The sequence below is a fragment of the Pseudanabaena minima str. Chao 2107 genome (assembly GCF_051131155.1).
In the GTDB taxonomy this organism is placed as follows: domain Bacteria; phylum Cyanobacteriota; class Cyanobacteriia; order Pseudanabaenales; family Pseudanabaenaceae; genus Pseudanabaena; species Pseudanabaena minima.
Genome location: NZ_CP159508.1, coordinates 1,686,636 through 1,705,114 on the forward strand (window position 1 = coordinate 1,686,636; position 18,479 = coordinate 1,705,114).

Sequence of the window (18,479 nt, forward strand, 5' to 3'; positions counted from 1 at the left end):
TTAGCTTAGTTCTTGAGAGATATATCTGCTATAGGTTCTAGGCTAGAGGATTTGAGTAAAGTCTGCCAGTTAGCTTTTAAATCAGGGTTATGGGGTTGCGATAAACGCAAATTTGCTAAGTCAGCGATCGCCTCATGCCAAATCCCAAATTTTGCATATATGTATACTCGCTCGATCGCTGAAGCTTTTTCTAATTGTTTGAGCAAAGCTGCTTCTGGTTGAACGCGACGGACAATCCCTTCTGAGAATGCGTCCTCAGGATCTCCAGTTTCACATACTACAGAGATCAACCATTTATAGTCCTTCCCAACTTCTAATGGTGTTTTTTCAAATTGAACACTAACAATACTCGGAGTGCTTGTCAGAGGAAGTCTTTGGTGAGCAATGCCCTTACCTTGCTGATTTTCAAGGGTAAACTCTACAGCGATCGCCGTAGTTTTAGGAACATAAGCAAAAAATGTTGGGTTAGATGAGACTGTCAGACCAAACCTGTTAGGTGGTAACAAGGGAATGAGTTGTTGTTCTAAAAGCTTTTTATTTTTGTCATTTCTAGGCTGTATGGTTCGATCCTTTAGGCATTGTCCATCACTACCTCTTCTGCCTCCGCCAATCGTCGATGTTGGCGCAGGATTACTGATAGGTGGTTCAAAGGTTTGAGCGCTTGCACCTGATAAAAAAGCTAAAAATGTGCTTATTTCACAGAATGTAGCAATCACCAAGAAAGCGAAGTATCGATAATAAGATTTGGAGAACATAGCCTTATACCTAGGAGCAGTAAACGATCAGAGTCTGGCTTTTCAATATGCCAAAAATGTACAAAATTAGCGGCAGTAAAATCCAAATAATCAATGAAAATCAGATGACATGTTAGTTTTTTTTCTGCACTTATAGCTACCGCCAATACTATTAGGGCTAGCCGAAATCCAAAAGTCTAAGGTCATACTTAAGTGAAGTGTTTACCTTTTGAGTTTTACATCTTAAATTCTTTGGCAAAAGCTATATTGAATAGTATATAACAATCCTAAATAGTTTGTAGAGAAACGCACCTGAATGCTATGTTCCTTCACATTAAAAACAATAGAAAATAAGAGGGCGCTAAGCGCCCTCTTATTTTCTTCACAGCCAATTCCCAACTAGAACAAATGGAGACCAGTAAAAAGGATGAGTAAATTGTGTTTTTTTTAGAAGACTGATCTGCGCCTTGCGGAGAGCATCAGCTTTAGTTGTGCCAAGAGTTGCTAACTCTTGATAAAAATTTTCCATCAATGTAGCTGTAGCACTATCCTCAACTGACCACAAACTCGCGATCGTACTCCTTGCCCCCGATCGCACTGCCATACCAGCTAATCCTAAAGCAGCACGATTATCGCCTTTAGCGGTTTTACAAGCACTAAGTACTAACAACTCTATAGGGTTTCTACCATCTTGATTTCTCGTTTGAAGTAATGCTTCTAGCTGCTTGATCCCAAGACGACTATTCCAAGTCAAAACAAAGGTTTTTTCAGCATTAGAACTAAATTCTCCATGAGTAGCTAAATGAACTACTCTAAAGGGAATTTGACTAATTTGTTTCTGAATAGACTCGCTGATAAACATTTCATTAAGTAGTGGTGACTGGGTTGACACAAGGGTAGCTATTTGCTGAACCTCTCTTTCAACATTTGGCAGAGCCGTAAAATCCTGTGTTTCCTTACTTAAGCCTCCGATGAATACTGTTAGTTGTTGACGCTTGAGTGGCTGAGGATCAATTAGTTGTAACCCAGGTGCGATCGCTAGATTATACTTCTCCATCAAGTAATGCTGTCCGTCATAGAGGACTGCCATCGGCAAGTTTCTCAAAGATCCGTCTAGAACAAATGCTAAGGTTTTAATTTTATTAGCAGCTAGGATCGATTCTATTTCTTTCCCAAGCAATATATTGTAGATTTCCTGTGAGACAGCTTGAATTTCCGTCTCAAGAGATGTACGACGCAGCGATCGCCTCAATTTGCCCAAGAGACTCTCTAGTTTGGCTTGAGAGATTTTAGTAGTATGGTTCTGTAATGAGCCATCAGGTAGCGAAATAATGACTTCTATTCTATCAAATAGAATGATTGGGTAGATTACGGCTGCTAGCGGATCAACTTGATCAATTTGGGTAGTAAGCCTTGTAAGACAAGCCTCTTTAAAGAAGTTGTCTAATTCCGCTACCTGTAAAGATTCGATAACTGTCCGCGCCGCTTTGAGATTTTCTTGGCTGATTGGTTTGTCATCATCATGAGTCAGCAGTAGAGCCACAAGTTGTCGATAGACAGGCTCGACACTATCACGGAAGGAAAATTGAATATCTGCATTACTCGACACAAGATCGCCACGAATTGAATCAAGTGTACTAACAGCTTCACTATAGGCAGCGATCGCTTTAGAAGTTATGCCTTGAGACTTGAGGACTCGTCCGAGTTGCCACTGCCACCGATAGGCAATGTCCGAAGCGTTATTAGTTTGAGCAAGGATAAGCGCCTTTTCGGTTAAACTTTGAGCTTCTGAGAATTGCTGATTTTGTTCGTAGATTTCTCCCAGATAGCCGATCGCATAGGACTCAGCTCTAGGATCTCCCATATCTTTTGCTTGTTGGGCTGCTGTAGCGAGAGTTTGGGCGGCAACTTGGCGATCGCTTGATGTGGGATTAAGTTTAGCGAGACTTTTAACAAAGTTGATTCTTGCATAAACCGATGCGCGACTGGATGGCAGTTTGGTCAGTTGAGTTTGGATATCTGTTAGTAATAGCCTCGCTGATTCAGATTGTTGAGATTCAATCTGGAGTCGTAGTTGGTTGAGTTGGGCTTGCACTTTTTGGATTGGTGAAGTGGAAGCTTGGACTGCTTGCTGATAGTAGCTGATGGCTTCGGCAGTTTGTTGCAAACTATAGGCGGTATTTCCTAAACTCAGCAATGTATCAGCAATCATCGCCGCATCACTGAATTCCTTGGAGATCGCCAGACTTTCTTGCAACACAATTTTAGCATCTTCAAGATAACCGCTCAGTTCTAAGGTATCACCAAGATTGAGCAAACTCGCAGCCTTGAGGGAAGATGCTGGATGTTCTTTTAGTTCTATTTGAACTTGCCGAAGAATATTTATCGCTTTAGGATACAAACCTAGCGATCGCAAGGCTTGACTCTGATTAATCTTGCTACGAATGGCTCCATCTTTGTCCCCTGACATCTCATAATTTACGGTAGCTCTTTGCCAAATTGTTAATGCTTCTTGAGCTTTACCTTGAGCAAGCTGGATATTGCCTTGAATGTTCAGAACCTGTGCTAGTAAGTTTTCCTGTTGTGGCACAGATTGTAGAAGTTCTAAACTGAGAGAGATCGCATGCTCTGCTTCCTTCCATTGACCAAGTTGTTGATATGCTAAGGCGAGATTATTAAGCACAATCGCATGATTGAGGCGATCGCCTTGCTTGGCATACATATCTGAAGCTTGTAGCCAACTAGCGATCGCCGCAGCATATTGCCCTGCATGATAAAGCTGTTTGCCATTTTGGAAAAGAGTTGCAGGATTATTGGATAAAGATTGTGTAAGAACTACATCTGTTGAAGCTTTCGAGGCTATAGATAAGTTTTTGGCAATAATAGGTTGCGGTTTCCATCCTAAAAGCATTACCAAGATGGTCGTACAAGCACCAATAATGACATAGCCCACCAATTTAGAGCTTTTGGACTTTAAATTCATAATAAACTGCCAAAAGAACATAAATTTTCTTTAATACAACTCAAGATTGACTGTATAAGCGGTCATAGATTTTACTCCGAGAAGCAATTTCATATTTTAGGCTATTTCATTTCTTTAGAGTTATTTCCCCACCAAAGGCGGGGAAATAACTCTATTTAAAAGAAAGCTGAGATATGGCAGGACTGAGTGGTTTTGAATCCGCTATCAGTCGCAGTCTGCCATGACTATCTCTAGCGATCGTATTTGCCTCAACAATAGATTTTGAAGATTTCTTTACTAATTCCTGCTTTTGTTCTGGTACAGAATGAGCAGCACTTCGTACTTCCCATTCTGTAGAGATTTGATTAGAGTTACTTGGTACAAGTTCCGCTAACTCCACTAAAGGTTGAATACTAGAAAGCTCATCGCTAGGACTCTTTGGCAAACCACCTTTTCCAGAAATCGTAAAGCGATTTTCGCGATTAGATAACTTCCCGCCAACAGCACAACTTTGATTAACTTGTTTAGACGGATCAGCAAGATTGAGAGGTAAGGTAGTTAGCCCACGACTAGGATCAATTTCAGGAGTAGTCACTAGAACATTTCCCTGTAACCCGAACTGAGAACTAGCCGTAATGTCGCTAGAGGAAGTCAGTTGCTGACGGAACTCTAATCCATAAATACCATTAGTTGTGATGTTAATATTGCCGCCATTGCCTGTAAAAGCATTAGCCGAGATATCGCTATTTTCACCCTTAACTCCAACGATAAAACCCGCCTTAATGGTAATGTTGCCACCATTGCCCCCTGCACTTGCCTTCCCTGCGGTCGTGGTGATATTACTGGCGTAGCGCAAAAGCAGTATTGATGGAACATTCAAATCGATATTTCCACCATTAGTATTGGCAGTTGAAGCGGTAATGGAAGAAGCATTAATAAGAGAGAGATAATTAGCAAATATGCTAATATTGCCGCCCAGACCAGAGCCAAGACTACCTACAGCGATCGTTGCTCCATCTTGAAGAGTAAAATATTGCGGATCGATTGTAATATTGCCACCATCTCCTTTAGAACCTATTGTCGTATTCGCAAACAAGCCTGTGCCCGCAGTAAAGAGAATGGAATATCCTGCTTTAAGATCAATATTACCAGCTTTACCATCGCTACTGGTTTGAGCAGTAACCTGACTATTGTCTCTAAAAGTAATACCTTGACCTGCAGCAATATTGATATTGCCAGCATTACCTATACTATTGGTGTTGCTGAGGATTTGACTGTTGTTTTGGAAATTGATGAAGTTGGGACTAGTAATGGAAATATTACCAGCAGGATCAATTCCTTGGGTTGTACTCAAGATCAGGGTATTGTCAAAGATGAGATTTCTCAAACCTGTAATGACCACGTCTCCCGATCGCCCACTTTGTCCAAAGCCAAAAATCGTGGTGATGAAGGTGTTCGGGTCATTAATATCGTAGGCGCGTTTGGGGAAATTGACAGTCTTACTCGTAATCACCTGAAGATTAGAGATTGCTAAATCATCTAATCCATTAATATTGACGATTCCTGCTCGACCAAAAGCTGACGAAGTAAAAAGACCAAGGTTGCTAATTTGATCTTTAGCGACTAAGCTAATTTCACCACCATTACCACTATTGGCTCCTAATTTAGAAATTGAGAATGACAGTATATAGCTAGTTAAAGCACTAATAATCTTGCCCTTAGGAGCAGATATAGATACCATTCCTCCATTCTGAGAACTTGCCGCAGAAGCAAGTGAATAAGCTGATAATGTAGAACTGTTTAAGTGAATATTTCCAGATCCAGAATATAGAGAAATTGCGCCTCCATTGCGAGAATTGGCAGACTTAGCAAATGAGTATGAGTACAATGTCAAGTCATCCAGCATAATATCGCCAGAGGAAGTAGCTAAGGAAATATCACCACCATTTCCAGCATGTTCTAATTTTGATAATGAATAGGAAGCAGTCGAGGAGTTTAACGGTGCCTTAATCAGCGAAATATTGCCAGAATTGGAAGCTAAAGAAAATGATCCCCCATTACCAGAAGATCGAGCGCCTGAGTAAGTACCAGAGTCCAAATAAGTACCAGTGTCGCCAAAGAAACTTCTGACATCTTTAATCGTAATATCACCCAAATAAGTAGCAAAGGAGACGGCTCCTCCATTACCAGAAGAACCCAATGCTAATGAAACTGATGGAGATTTCCAAATTGGACGAGTGATCGTAATATCACCAGAATAGGAAGTTAGGGAAACGGCTCCTGCATTTGCTGAATTTCCAGAGTACGTGAATGAAGATGACTCAATGTAAATATTATCGAGGATAATATTTCCTGAATAAGTAGAGAATGAAATAGTACCAGCATTACTTGCATTCCCAGATAGCGTGAACGAGTCAGTATATAAATCAGCACCCATCGTAATATTGCCAGAGTAAGACGAAATAGCAACCGATCCGCCCTGTCCTGCATTTCCAAAGGTTGGCTCAGAGTAAGCAATTAAGTCGGAATTCAGCACAATATCACCTCGCCCATAGACCCGAATATCACCAGCCTTAGCTCCGACAACATTTGTACCTGTATTAATTTCTTGAGTTGAGATTTTACCTTGCAAGGTATTGGGCATAAACTGGTTAGTCAATAGTACTAATCCACTAGGCTGACTCACTCGAATATTTCCATTTACAGTAATATCGGCTCTAGTAGGAGGGTTTGTATAGGTAGGTGGAGGAGCGATCGCACCTGAAACTATTGGACTAGTGGGCAAACCACCTAATTGTGTCCAGTCTACACCTGATCTTACATCCAAAGTTGCTTGAGTACTTCCATTAATCGCAATTGGAATTTGCACTGGTACAACATCCTGAATTGAGCCATCACTATTTTTAATCGCCTGATAGTCAGGCAAAGAGAATGTTGCTAGATCTGCATAGCTTTTTGTGGGATTAAATAACGCTGTATTATTAGGGTTAATTGTTGTATTTATAGCGCCTGCACTATTGATTGTGACATTATTGAGCGTTATGCTGCCCCCAGCTAAAATGTGTAATGACGCGCCTGTATAATTCCCTAAAGTGACATTACCACTAGCCAAAATCACAGGATCATTAGGGCTGATTAAATCACCGATAGTTCCATTCAATTTCTCAACATTTAAGTTTCCACCAGCATAAAAATGAGCATCGCCAATCACAGGATTTTGCGATCGCAGTACAATATTTTCACCTGACCAAAAGCCACTATTAATGTTGTTTAAAGCAAAAATATCAACAGATTGGCTACCCTCCATCAGTATGTCTCTACCAGATACTGCCATAGATGGAGTACCAGCAATATCACGAATCACAATATCTTGTGCTTGTAATGTGAGGTCTCTAGCGGCAAGCAATTGTCCCTGCAAATCTAATTTGTCAGCATTTAGGACTAAATCCTGTCCCGCAGAGAGATTCGCACGATTGCTAATCGTCGCCCCTATGTTGCTTGTCCCATACTGTAAACCTGGGGTAATGCTCGTCGTCAATAGAGGCGGAGCTTGAGGATTAGTAGCGCTAAACTCGCTCCCATCAGAAAACTTGAAACTATTTGCCGTACTCCCCACAAAAGTTCCACCAATATCTAACTTCGCATTTGCACCAAACATAATCCCATTCGGATTGAGTAGAAATAGATTAGCATTACCATTAGCTCTAACTATCCCATCAATATTAGACACAGAGTTCCCCGTCACTCGCGTCAAAATATTCTGGATATTAGCTGCATTATTAAAATGAACAGTATTATTTGTGGGAACCGAGAACTCTTGAAAGCTGTGATAAAGATTAACGCCGTTAGTCGTCCCCTGATTAATTGTATATGTTGATCTATCTATAGTTACTATAGAGTTTATAGGCAAAGTTTGATCGGGAACAATCTGGGCTATTGCCGAGATTGTAGCAGTGAAATAGCTTACAGCGAATGCACCAGAAATATAGATATAGTGAATAGTGCGTTTCATAGCTTAAATTCCGCTTAGCGTTCATTTAAGAAATCAAAGATGGACATCAAGCAGGTACAAGTAATATCAAAGATAGCAACCCTGCAAATATTAGCCAGTCTCATAATACATATTTAATGGGCAAAGAAATCGTAAAGTTTTTAATAGTGAAATTTTCAAAAAACTAAGATCAATTAAAATTGTAATGCATCCATTATTTGTACTTAATGTCATTAATTAGGTAGGGTTATAGAGATGAAGATAGGCAATGCTTCGAGTCATCCATCCTAATCTCCTACAACAATTTCAGATCAAGCGAACCAAAAAAAAATTTGAAAGTGTTGACAAGCAACACTTTCAAATTTTTCCTTGGTTCTGACATGAGCGCAAAGCGTTGTAATACCTTTGGTGCAATCCAATAATCAAATAAAAGTCAGTTTAAAAGTTTTTTAGTGATAGTTGGGAGTGATTATTATGAAGATGTTGTATAGGAACATGTCAAACATCTTTAGAGGAAAGACGAACAATATTATGGTCCTCGCGATCGCTCTTAGTTCCTATACCCAATCAATCTTTGCTCAACCTACTTCCACATCTCCCATAATTCCTGACGATCTCACCCCCAAAATCCCGCCAAACAATCTGACTGAACCGTTTAAACTCCCTTCACCCGATTTGCTATTTGCCCCTAACCCACAAGTTCCTGCACCTCCTAGTAATAACAATTCTGAGTCATCCGAACTAATCGTAGTTAAAAAGTTTGAAGTAATTGGCAGCAGTGTTTTTAGCGATCAAGAACTTGAAAAAGTCACTGAGTCTTACACTAACAGATCGCTCTCGATTATTGATCTATTTCAAGTTAGAACCAAAATCACTGAACTTTATTTAAACCGTGGATACATCACCTCTGGTGCATATCTGCCAGAACAGGATTTGCAAACAGGAATAGTCAAAATTCAGATTGTTGAAGGTGGACTGGACGAAATTAGGATCACAGGATTGAATAGGCTCAATTTAGGATATATCCAATCACGAATTGAGATCGCCACCACTAAGCCTCTCAATCGGAATCGATTACTAGAGGCGTTACAACTACTGCAAATCAATCCACTTATTGAGAGCATATCAGCAAATTTATCTCCAAGTTTACAAGCTGGATTAAGCAATTTAGAAGTAAAGGTGACTGAGGCTCCAACCTTTAGCTTGCCAATAACCTTTGATAATAGCCGCACTCCTAGTGTTGGCTCCGATCGCCGCCAAATTCAGCTTATCGAAGCTAACCTCACAGGCTTAGGCGATCGCCTAAGTCTGTCCTACGCAAATACCAATGGTAGTAACGCTTTTGATGTAAGTTATACAGTTCCCTTTAATCCTTATAATGGTATGATTAGCCTTAACTTTGGCAATTCTTCGAGTAATGTGATTGAAACACCCTTTAATCTCCTTGACATTGTCTCTAGCTCTCGTAATTATGAACTATCAATTCGTCAACCTCTACTACAAAACACAGCCCAAGAATTTGCTCTGGGTTTAACCTTAAGTCATCGTCAAAGCACAGCGTCATTGTTGGGAGGAGCAATTCCTTTTCCTTCCCTTGGAGCCGATGCTGATGGACAGACTAAGGTTACAGCCCTACGCTTCTTTCAAGATTACATTCAACGGAGTACGCAAGAAGTACTAGCATTACGCTCTCAATTTAGTTTAGGGATTAATGCTCTCGGATCAACTATTAATAATTTGTCTCCTGATAGTCAATTTTTGGCGTGGCGTGGGCAAACTCAATATGTACGCTTGTTAGCACCCGAAACGCTTTTGTTTCTTAGTGCTGATTTACAACTTAGCGATCGCCCTATGTTGTCGCAGGAGCAGATTAGTTTTGGTGGGCAAGATACCCTGCGCGGATTTCGACAAGATGCCCTCCTAAGTGATAGTGGATTGTTAGTATCCGCCGAAATGCGGATTCCGATCATGCGGATTCCTGAAATTGGTGGACTTTTACAGATTGTGCCATTCTTTGATTTTGGTAAAGCTTGGAATCACCAAGCCTCTAACCAACCAGATCCTAGTACACTTGCTTCGTTAGGGATGGGATTGCGATTTCAAATGAGCGATCGCCTGACGATCCGTCTTGATGTAGGGATTCCCCTGAGCCGCATTTCTGCTGAAAAGAAGACTTTACAAGAAAATGGGATTTATTTTTCAATAGTTGCCAATCCCTTTTAGAATTTGCATTAAAATTTATATATGTGGCTCAATCTAAAAAAGCGAATTTGGAAATGGCGTGGGGTATTTGTCGTTGTCCCTGCAACAACAGGAGTTTTACTATGGCTTCGCTTTTTGGGAATCCTTCAACCAATAGAACTAGCTGTATACGACTTGTTTTTTCAATGGCGACCTTCAGAGCCAATCGACGAGCGTATCGTAATAGTAGCGATCGAGGAACCAGATATTAAGAACTTTGGATCTCCGATTACTGATAATACCCTTGCTAGACTCCTCACTTTAATTAAGCAGCAACAACCTAGAGTCATTGGGCTAGATATCTATCGCGATTTACCAGTTCCTCTAGAATATGGCTCCGAATATCAAGAGCTAGTTAATATATTTGAATCCACACCAAATCTAATTGGCATTCGCAAAGTAGTCGCAAATCAGGAGGGTAGTGATGTGGCTGCTTCTCCAGTTCTCGAAAAGCTTAATCAAGTAGCTGCCAATGACTTTTCCCTAGATGGTGATGGGAAAGTTCGCCGTATACTTCTCTCTCTTAAGAATAAGCAAGGTAAGACAATTCCCAGTTTGAGTGCAGCTCTAGCCATTCGCTACCTTCAAAAGGAAAACATTAATCTTGAAGTTATTGATCCAAAAGTACAGACATACAGATTAGGTAAAGCCGTATTTTCGCCCCTTCAGGAACATGATGGCGGCTATACTCACGAAGCTTTGGGAGGCTATCAAATATTATCGAACTTTCGTAATTTTCAGGGTGGTTTTCGTACAGTTTCCCTAACGAATGTACTCAATGGAAATATTCCTCAGAATATATTTCGCGATCGCCTTGTTGTGATTGGAATTACCGCAGAAAGCAGTAGTGATTATTTTATCACTCCATACAACGGCACAATTGTGAAGGGTTCTTTCGCAGCCACCAGTGGTGTGGAACTTCATGCTAGTATTGCCAGCCAATTAATTGCCAATGCTATTGATGGACAACCAACCTTAAAAGTTTGGGCAAAACCCATAGAGATTTTGTGGATTGCCATATTTGCGATCGCTGGTGGTCTATTGTGCTGGAATAGTCGTTATGCAAGACCAATTAAACAATCAAAAATTACTTTACGTCTACCTTGGATCACGATCGCGATCATCTCTCTGGGAGTAAGTCTATTCACTACAAGCTATATTGTCTTTTTATGGGGATGGTGGATTCCTGTAGTCCCATCTTTGTTAGCATTGGTTAGCTCTGCGATGATAGTCACGGGTTACACAGCCTTCAGTGCGAACGAAGCTCGCAGACGCGCTATTCTCTCGGTTATCCCTGATTTGATGTTCAACGTTAGTGGGGATGGGATTTATCTAGGTATGATTAATTATGAGAGTAAAGTCAAGTTAGTCTATCCTGACTTTGAGAATATTGGAAAGCATCTTTCTCAAATCCTTCCAAGCGAAATTAGCGATCGCCACCTTTTTTATCTGAGGCAAGCCTTAAACACAGGCAAGATCCAAATTTATGAACAGCAAATATGTATTAATGATACTTACCAAGATGAGGAGGTGCGTATTGTTGTGAGTGGTAGCAATGAATTGCTATTTATGGTTCGCAATATTAGCGAACGCAAGCAAGCTGAATTAGCAATTTATAAAAAGAATGCTGAATTAGCTAGTACATTAGATGAACTGAAAACGACCCAAAAACAACTGATTGAGTCCGAAAAGTATGCCGCCCTTGGCAGTATGGTCGCTGGTGTTGCCCATGAAGTGAATACACCCATTGGCAACAGTTTAATGGCAGCTTCTATTCTTGATAATGCGACAAATAAGTTTAAGGAATTTTTTGATCGTGGCGAACTCAAAAAATCGAGTTTAGAGGCTTATTTAGAAAAAACTAAAAGTAGCAGCGAGATTCTACTCGTTAATTTACACCGTGCGGCTGAACTCATCCAAAACTTTAAGCAAGTTGCTGTCGATCAATCAAGTTTAGAACAGCGCAGCTTTCAAGTAAAAAATTATATTGAAACCATTTTGATTAGTTTAGCGCCGCAAATCCAACATACTCAGCATAGGATTAATGTCTGTGGAGACAATGCGATCGTCATCCGCAGTTATCCAGGAGCTTTTTCACAAATTGTCACCAATTTAGTAATGAATTCTTTGACTCATGCTTATACTGATTTAGATAAAGGTGGACAGTTACAATTTGAACTTACTCAACAAAACGATAAAGTTATCATTACCTATGCTGATGATGGCAAAGGCATTCCTTCCAAAAATTTAGCTAGGATTTTTGAACCTTTTTTCACAACAGCTAGAGACAAGGGTGGGAGCGGATTGGGACTGCATATTATCTATAATCTTGTGACTCAGAATCTTAAGGGAACAATTTTTTGTGAAAGTGAAGTTAATGTAGGTACAAAGTTTACGATCGCCTTACCAGTTGATTTAAGTTGTGACTAAGGATAGAGATTAGAAAATGTTTAAAGCTTTATGGATCTCCTTGATAGTTGTCGCCAGTCTTGTTAGGAAGAAGAGTTGCGGCGCTTTGCGCCGCAACTCTTCTTCTGGTTTTTGTGGCGATAACTATAGTTAGAAGATATCGTCCCTAGCGAGTAGGAAATCGCCCTGACATTCCCTTTAAAAATTGCCCAGTTTCGACTTAACGATCAAATCGATATTCTGCCACTCTTCAATATTGGATTGGGACAATGATAGATATTTTTGCGAGCCAAATTTTAATTTGTCTTCAATCTCATAATAGTAGAGATCATGTTGATTTACCGATGGGTCAGTTAAAGAATACTCAACTATAGCAGTGTTGAAAGCAAACCACAGGCAATAGATCAAGTAGCAATAACGATCATTTTCCAATTCCCCTAAAGCATTTTTTATTGCTGATGCAATTCTAGCAAACTCTTCTTCTGCTTTGGTATTAGCCGCTCCCATTTCGCATACCAGATCATAGTTTAGATTAGAGTAGGTATTTTTTGCCTTAGTCCAGAATCTATTAAAGAGTCCGTCGCTATTAACTTTTTTGGAGTTCTCTCGGTTATTAGTGATTCTACAAATCGAGATTATCACATCATCAATCGCAAAATATAAGGTATAAACTTTGGCTAAGTTGTTCATATTTAATTGCGACCAGCTAATTATGAGGCTCAGGCAGTTGCACCACGTTACCTGCAATGAGTTGCCATTGACCATTTAGCTTAGCCCAAGTTCTTCCATATCGATAGCAGCCATGAAAGGATTGACCATTCATAGTGCCACTGATTTCCGCTTTAACGGTTACAGTAGCTAAATTTTCAAAAGTTTGAATGATTTGGTCTGTGAAATTAATGCTGTGGAAAATGACTAACTTATTCCTGTGCGCTTCTAAGTCATCAGATTTGGACGCTACAGATCCGTCTAGAAAAACGAACTGCAACTGATTAGAAATTAATTCATCGAGTGTATTTACATCATTAGAGAGTTGAGCTTGGCGAATGCGCTCTTCCAGATCTTGAATTGTTTTTTCCATAGGTAGCCACAAGTTAGAGATTAAATTAGAGATTTGCGAAACTCTCTTAACATGGTACTTGTACCGATCGCGATCGCTTGATTTAAAAGCTGTGGAATCAGCGTCTTGATTGGTAGATCTGGGAAAAGCAAACTACTCTCCGACTTCAGATAATGTCCATTGTTAAGCAAAAATATCTGTAAATTATTATCACGATAAATCCAAACTTCAGGCACGGCGATCGCTTCGTAAGCAGATAATAAGGTTTTAGAAGTTACATCTGACTCGATCGCCAAATCAGGTGGCGGATAAATATCGACATCAATACGTTCCTGACAATCACGCACTAAGGCTGCATTGGCAACATACAGACAAGTATCAGGTTCCACACCAGCCATTCCTTTTCGATAAAAGGTAGTTGAGCCAAAATCTTCCCAATCTCTACCTTGCGCGTCTAAAATTGCCGTCACAATATATCTCACTAGACGATGGGGGCGCTCATGTCTGGATAATGGGGACATAATTTCTAACGTGCCTTGATAGTAGGCAATACGAGTATGCCGATCTTCACCTAGCTCATTAAGGATGTCTTCACAATCACGCCAACTCAGAGAGTGAATGGCGATCGCACTTCCATGTCGTAGATCAATAGATTTGATGGGAATGGTGACAGCCATGCTCTATTTTCTCCTGATGCATAGGTTTTTAAGTTTGCCTATAACTATCATCAGCTATATTTTATCAGATGTTTTTGATTGTACTTTTCAGGCGATCGCCTGTTCAAGTGAGTAAGGAAATCAACAAAAAAACAGCCTGTTTGATGGACTGCTTTTTTATGAGGCGATCGCATTTTCTAGCAATTAAGTAGCTCGGCATAGTTATAAACCAAACCCAGATTGCTGTGTCGCCCGCTACGCGGGCGACACAGCAATCTGGGTTTTCAGTTTACTTATGCTCAGCTACTTAGGAGCCACAAATTAAAAGCAATCAGGAAAATTTATCTCTTTAACCTAACTGTTCCATAAACCAAGAACCAACTTGGGAATTATCCATTTCATGGCTACGTTGTAAAGCTTCTTCTAATAAACTCAATCGTAATCCTCCTAATACTGAGGATTCTGTAATCCTTTCGCTTCCTAAACCCTGCAAAATGCGGAATGCGGTGATTTTCATATTCTGGACATCGATTACCCAATATTCACCGACATGCACTTCTTCGTATAGCAAGCGCTTTGCACCGAGGTCATAGCCTAATGAGGTATCGGCAATCTCAATCACGATATCAGGGGGTAAACTCTCGTCAAGATCGACGATCGCACTACTTTGAGGTGCGTTCTGAGTGCGATCGCCTACATAATAAGAAATATCTGGCTGACATTCGCGTATTCCCACTTTGCGATAACTACAGTTCGTATAGCCTTTAGTCAAGATATTTCTCTTCATACAGTAAAGTGAAATCAGAATTATTACCACTGTATTTACAAAAGCATGGTCTGCTCCAACACCCATTTCGCTGTAGTAACTCCCTTGAAAATAGTAAAATTTCGCTTTGTCATTGCTTACTGCCTGAGATATCCGCAAGAAATCTTCCCAAGTTGTTGCTATCCATCCTTTCGGAATAATGCTTTGACTTAAAGCTTTTTCTCTCTCAACTATTGCAATCATAATCTCTTGCCTCTCAAGATAAAAAGTAAGATCTAAATTCCTAATTGCTACTTCTATAATATCCCATTCTCTTGAGTAGGGTAGCTTTTTCGTGGCAATGTGAGTTTATTGCGATTTTAGGCGTTCGATTTATTAGCGATCGCCTGTTCGAGTGAGTAAGAAATCAACATTACAAATAAGAAGATTGACAACACTTTTAGAACCCATTTAATACCAATTCACGAAAGTGTGGCAACACTTTTGTGAATTAAAAACCAAACCCAGTAAGGGTTTCAAAAACACAAAATGGCATAGCCATTTTGTGTTTTGGTATAAGAATTGCTTTAGCCCCCCAGCCCCCTTTATTAAGTGGGAAGAATTTGATTTTCCCCACTTAATAAAGGGGAGTTGAGGGGATCTCTTAGATTTTTTGACCACAGAAAGTAATTCTTAAATGGTTTCTTATCAAACAAAAGCTTACCAATCGATTCTTCAAACTACCCATTGGACTCTCCTAAGCTAGTAAAAAGAGTGAGAATAATCGAAAAAAACTGATAACAAATGACTGGAAAGAGCTACTCCTTATAGGGATCGTACTGAGTCAACATCCGTTCTAACTTTGCTTCATCAATGCGATTAATTAGGCGTTTAGATTCTTCGACATCGCGGACAGTTTTTGATAAATTGATGGTTGAACCGACGGTAAATAGTAAGCCCATGCCTAAATAACCTTTAACCCACGGATCTGCTGGCAGATAAACAACTCCTAAAGAAGTGGCAGAAATAGAGATAAGAAAAGATAACCAAGTTTGAAAAATCCATGCTTGAGTATGACTGGGAGCAGTACCGTATTTTTTATCGTTCATGATCGTCTCCTAAATGTTGTTGCACCTATTTTGTCCGTTCTATAGGTGCAACAAGAATGAGTGCTAGCTATTAGGGGGAGAGGTTGAGAAGTTGGGTGAAGTGGGGTGAAGTGGGGTGAAGTAAATCGTTGTCAGATCACAGAAACTCAAGCCCTATTACAGCAATATTGCGATCGCTTTGGTGAGTTGCCAAATGGCTAATACTTTTAGGAGCAATTACTTAGCAACCATAATTACTTGCCTCTAATTTTCAAATTCTTGCTTTTACAAAAAACTGCTCTGCCGCTGCGATGTAACTGTCTCTATCACTGGCGGTTGAATCACTGTAGCCATTTTAGTACTCCTTTTTTGCAAAAAAGTTAATGCATTCCTACTTATTGAGGATATTTTCACAATTATGCCAACTGAGGCTTAGCTATTGAGGCTTAGCTATATTTTATCAGAAGGTTTATCTTACTTTTTTTAGGCGATCGCCTGTTCGAGTGAGTAAGCAAACAAAAAAGCAGCCTGTTTGATGGTTTGCTTTTTGATGAGGCGATCGCTTTTCCTAGAGATACAAAAGTAACCTGTAAGCGCCCAGATCCCCGACTTTTTGTATGACTGGCAAAAGTGATCTGAACTTGCACCGAAAAAGTCGGGGATCTTTATCTCGGCTATTTAGATTGGCGATCGCATCCTCTAACAACTGATGTTACGTGGATAGAATTCCTACGATCATCTAAGGCTATGGCTGGCACGCACCATCCACAGCCCTTACAAAAATCTAAATTATTGGGGTAGGGGCAATCCCCCCGTGGTTGCCCTGTCGTGCTAGCAGCAAAAGATTCATCATCTGAGTTCCACGTAACATCAGTAACAATTGGGATACATGACCTTTCCCTTACCAAGAGAAAAATTGATCGCGTCCCCTAGCGAGTAGGAGAACAATTCTGAATAAGATTGAAGTTATGCTTGAGAAGTTTCCAAGCGATCGCGTCCCCTAGCGAGTAGGAGATTTTTAATTTGGCTTAAGCGCAAAGCGCGGTATATTAAAATTGAGACTTCGGAAATTTGGCTTCCAATAGAAAACTTTATGCCCTTGATCCACAATAAAAATATGTCATCCAAAATATTCTCGTTTTTTGGTTCATTGATTGCTGTTAGCGCCTTTAGTCTTCCCGCTTTTGCCCAAGTTCCTTCGATGTACAACTCTTGGAAGAAAGAGAATGGCACAAGTAAAGTCTGTCTTGAGAAAGCTAATAAGGCTCTCAAAGATTTGAATTTACAACAAGTTAAACCAATTCGTGGAGGGGTTACTGGGCGAACTAATCAATCTGTTGTCTCCATAGCCTGCGTTTCTCAAAATGGCGAATATGTTGTGTTTCTATCTATTGCGAGTAACAATGATGCCCAAGCTCGTGAGTTGCGCGAACAGGTCAGGCAAAAGCTATAACTTAGCCTAAATAAAGGAATGGCTTAGCCATTCCTTTATTTGTTATAGGAAATTTGGTTGCCCGATGTTTGCTACAAATCTAGGACATCTCTAACATTCTTTGCATCGGTTTTAAAAGTGGGGGGGCGCAGGAATAAATTTCTTAGTGGGTGTGGCTCTTTGCATCTGGTGAATTACTCCAGATTCCATGACAACGAGTTTCCAATCGATCGCGTCCCCTAAGTAGGAGAATTAAATATGCCTACAGATAGCACAACTCCCATTGATGGTTTCCAATCGATCGCGTCCCCTAGCGAGTAGGAGATTCCTCCTGACCCTGTTGTAAAGGTACGCAGCTAACGGTTTCCAATCGATCGCGTCCCCTAGCGAGTAGGAGAATTGTAAGTCAGTGGGCTTAAGTTCAACACCATCAATGGGTTTCCAATCGATCGCGTCCCCTAGCGAGTAGGAGATTACCTGACGAAGATTACTACTTGAAAATGGCAAAGGAGTTTCCAATCGATCGCGTCCCCTAGCGAGTAGGAGATACTTTGATGCTCGTACCAACTCGCGTGACAGAAAAGAATAGTTTCCAATCGATCGCGTCCCCTAGCGAGTAGGAGAGCAGATTTGCGAATTGATTTGCTCATATTTATTGTTGTTTCCAATCGATCGCGTCCCCTAGCGAGTAGGAGATATTAACGTGAAAATGATTGTTTTACAAGACTTTTATTTTGTTTCCAATCGATCGCGTCCCCTAGCGAGTAGGAGAGCTGTAACCTCAAATTGCGCGAGGTCGAAGGATGGCTCGTTTCCAATCGATCGCGTCCCCTAGCGAGTAGGAGAGTATTGCTCCATCGCTATATGAGTAGTAGTTTATAGTTTCCAATCGATCGCGTCCCCTAGCGAGTAGGAGAGTTTGGAAAAATCTTGGCTATCCAAAACAGAAGCAGGTTGTTTCCAATCGATCGCGTCCCCTAGCGAGTAGGAGATAACGGTTTAGGTTCTCAAATTGGTTCTACTGTTGGAGGTGTTTCCAATCGATCGCGTCCCCTAGCGAGTAGGAGACAAGGTTTATACAGAGATATTACCCATTTGATCTATCAGTTTCCAATCGATCGCGTCCCCTAGCGAGTAGGAGATAGTAAGTGGTCGAGCAAG

Annotated in this window: 11 protein-coding genes and 1 CRISPR repeat array (1 of these 12 only partly in view); of the genes, 3 read left to right on the plus strand and 8 right to left on the minus strand. The window is 40.5% G+C overall.

Features of this window, described 5'->3' with window-relative positions; genetic code table 11:
• Positions 1–5 precede the first annotated feature (5 nt).
• The 3 genes from ABM313_RS07495 to ABM313_RS07505 form a co-directional block, all read right to left on the minus strand.
• Positions 6–755, minus strand: coding sequence for a DUF928 domain-containing protein (locus tag ABM313_RS07495; RefSeq protein ID WP_434687027.1), 750 nt, complete (start codon positions 753–755; stop codon positions 6–8).
• 361 nt (positions 756–1,116) lie between these two features.
• Positions 1,117–3,717 carry a CHAT domain-containing protein gene (locus tag ABM313_RS07500; RefSeq protein ID WP_434687028.1) on the minus strand — a complete coding sequence of 867 codons (2,601 nt, stop codon included), beginning with the start codon at positions 3,715–3,717 and terminating at the stop codon, positions 1,117–1,119.
• Positions 3,718–3,868: 151 nt separating this feature from the next.
• Positions 3,869–7,708, minus strand: coding sequence for a filamentous hemagglutinin N-terminal domain-containing protein (locus tag ABM313_RS07505; RefSeq protein ID WP_434687029.1), 3,840 nt, complete (start codon positions 7,706–7,708; stop codon positions 3,869–3,871).
• Between the two features lie 510 nt (positions 7,709–8,218).
• Between ABM313_RS07505 and ABM313_RS07510 the strand changes: the two genes are divergently transcribed.
• Together ABM313_RS07510 and ABM313_RS07515 are read left to right on the plus strand one after the other, a co-directional pair.
• Entirely contained in the window at positions 8,219–9,910 is a 1,692-nt protein-coding gene (locus ABM313_RS07510) for a ShlB/FhaC/HecB family hemolysin secretion/activation protein (protein ID WP_434687030.1), read from the plus strand.
• 21 nt (positions 9,911–9,931) lie between these two features.
• A complete protein-coding gene (locus ABM313_RS07515; protein WP_434687031.1) occupies positions 9,932–12,358 on the plus strand; it encodes a CHASE2 domain-containing protein in 2,427 nt (808 codons plus the stop codon).
• 177 nt (positions 12,359–12,535) lie between these two features.
• Here ABM313_RS07515 and ABM313_RS07520 read toward each other — a convergent pair whose 3' ends face one another.
• From ABM313_RS07520 to ABM313_RS07540, 5 genes are all read right to left on the minus strand, one after another.
• A complete protein-coding gene (locus ABM313_RS07520) occupies positions 12,536–13,027 on the minus strand; it encodes a hypothetical protein (protein ID WP_434687032.1) in 492 nt (163 codons plus the stop codon).
• A gap of 16 nt (positions 13,028–13,043) precedes the next feature.
• Complete coding sequence (locus ABM313_RS07525; protein ID WP_434687033.1) at positions 13,044–13,418, minus strand: nuclear transport factor 2 family protein; 375 nt, start codon at positions 13,416–13,418, stop codon at positions 13,044–13,046.
• A gap of 20 nt (positions 13,419–13,438) precedes the next feature.
• Positions 13,439–14,074: a Uma2 family endonuclease gene (locus tag ABM313_RS07530; protein WP_434687034.1), complete on the minus strand. Its 636-nt coding sequence runs from the start codon at positions 14,072–14,074 to the stop codon at positions 13,439–13,441.
• Between the two features lie 328 nt (positions 14,075–14,402).
• The gene (locus ABM313_RS07535; RefSeq protein WP_434687035.1) at positions 14,403–15,062 is read right to left on the minus strand and encodes a Uma2 family endonuclease; all 660 of its coding nucleotides are present in this window, start codon (positions 15,060–15,062) and stop codon (positions 14,403–14,405) included.
• 554 nt (positions 15,063–15,616) lie between these two features.
• Positions 15,617–15,907 carry a YiaA/YiaB family inner membrane protein gene (locus tag ABM313_RS07540; RefSeq protein WP_434687036.1) on the minus strand — a complete coding sequence of 97 codons (291 nt, stop codon included), beginning with the start codon at positions 15,905–15,907 and terminating at the stop codon, positions 15,617–15,619.
• A gap of 1,096 nt (positions 15,908–17,003) precedes the next feature.
• On the opposite strand from ABM313_RS07540, the gene ABM313_RS07545 reads away from it, so the two are divergent.
• Positions 17,004–17,339, plus strand: coding sequence for a hypothetical protein (locus ABM313_RS07545; RefSeq protein WP_434687037.1), 336 nt, complete (start codon positions 17,004–17,006; stop codon positions 17,337–17,339).
• 197 nt (positions 17,340–17,536) lie between these two features.
• Positions 17,537–18,479: a CRISPR direct-repeat array (repeat unit 36 nt; unit sequence GTTTCCAATCGATCGCGTCCCCTAGCGAGTAGGAGA); it runs 16,616 nt beyond the window's last position.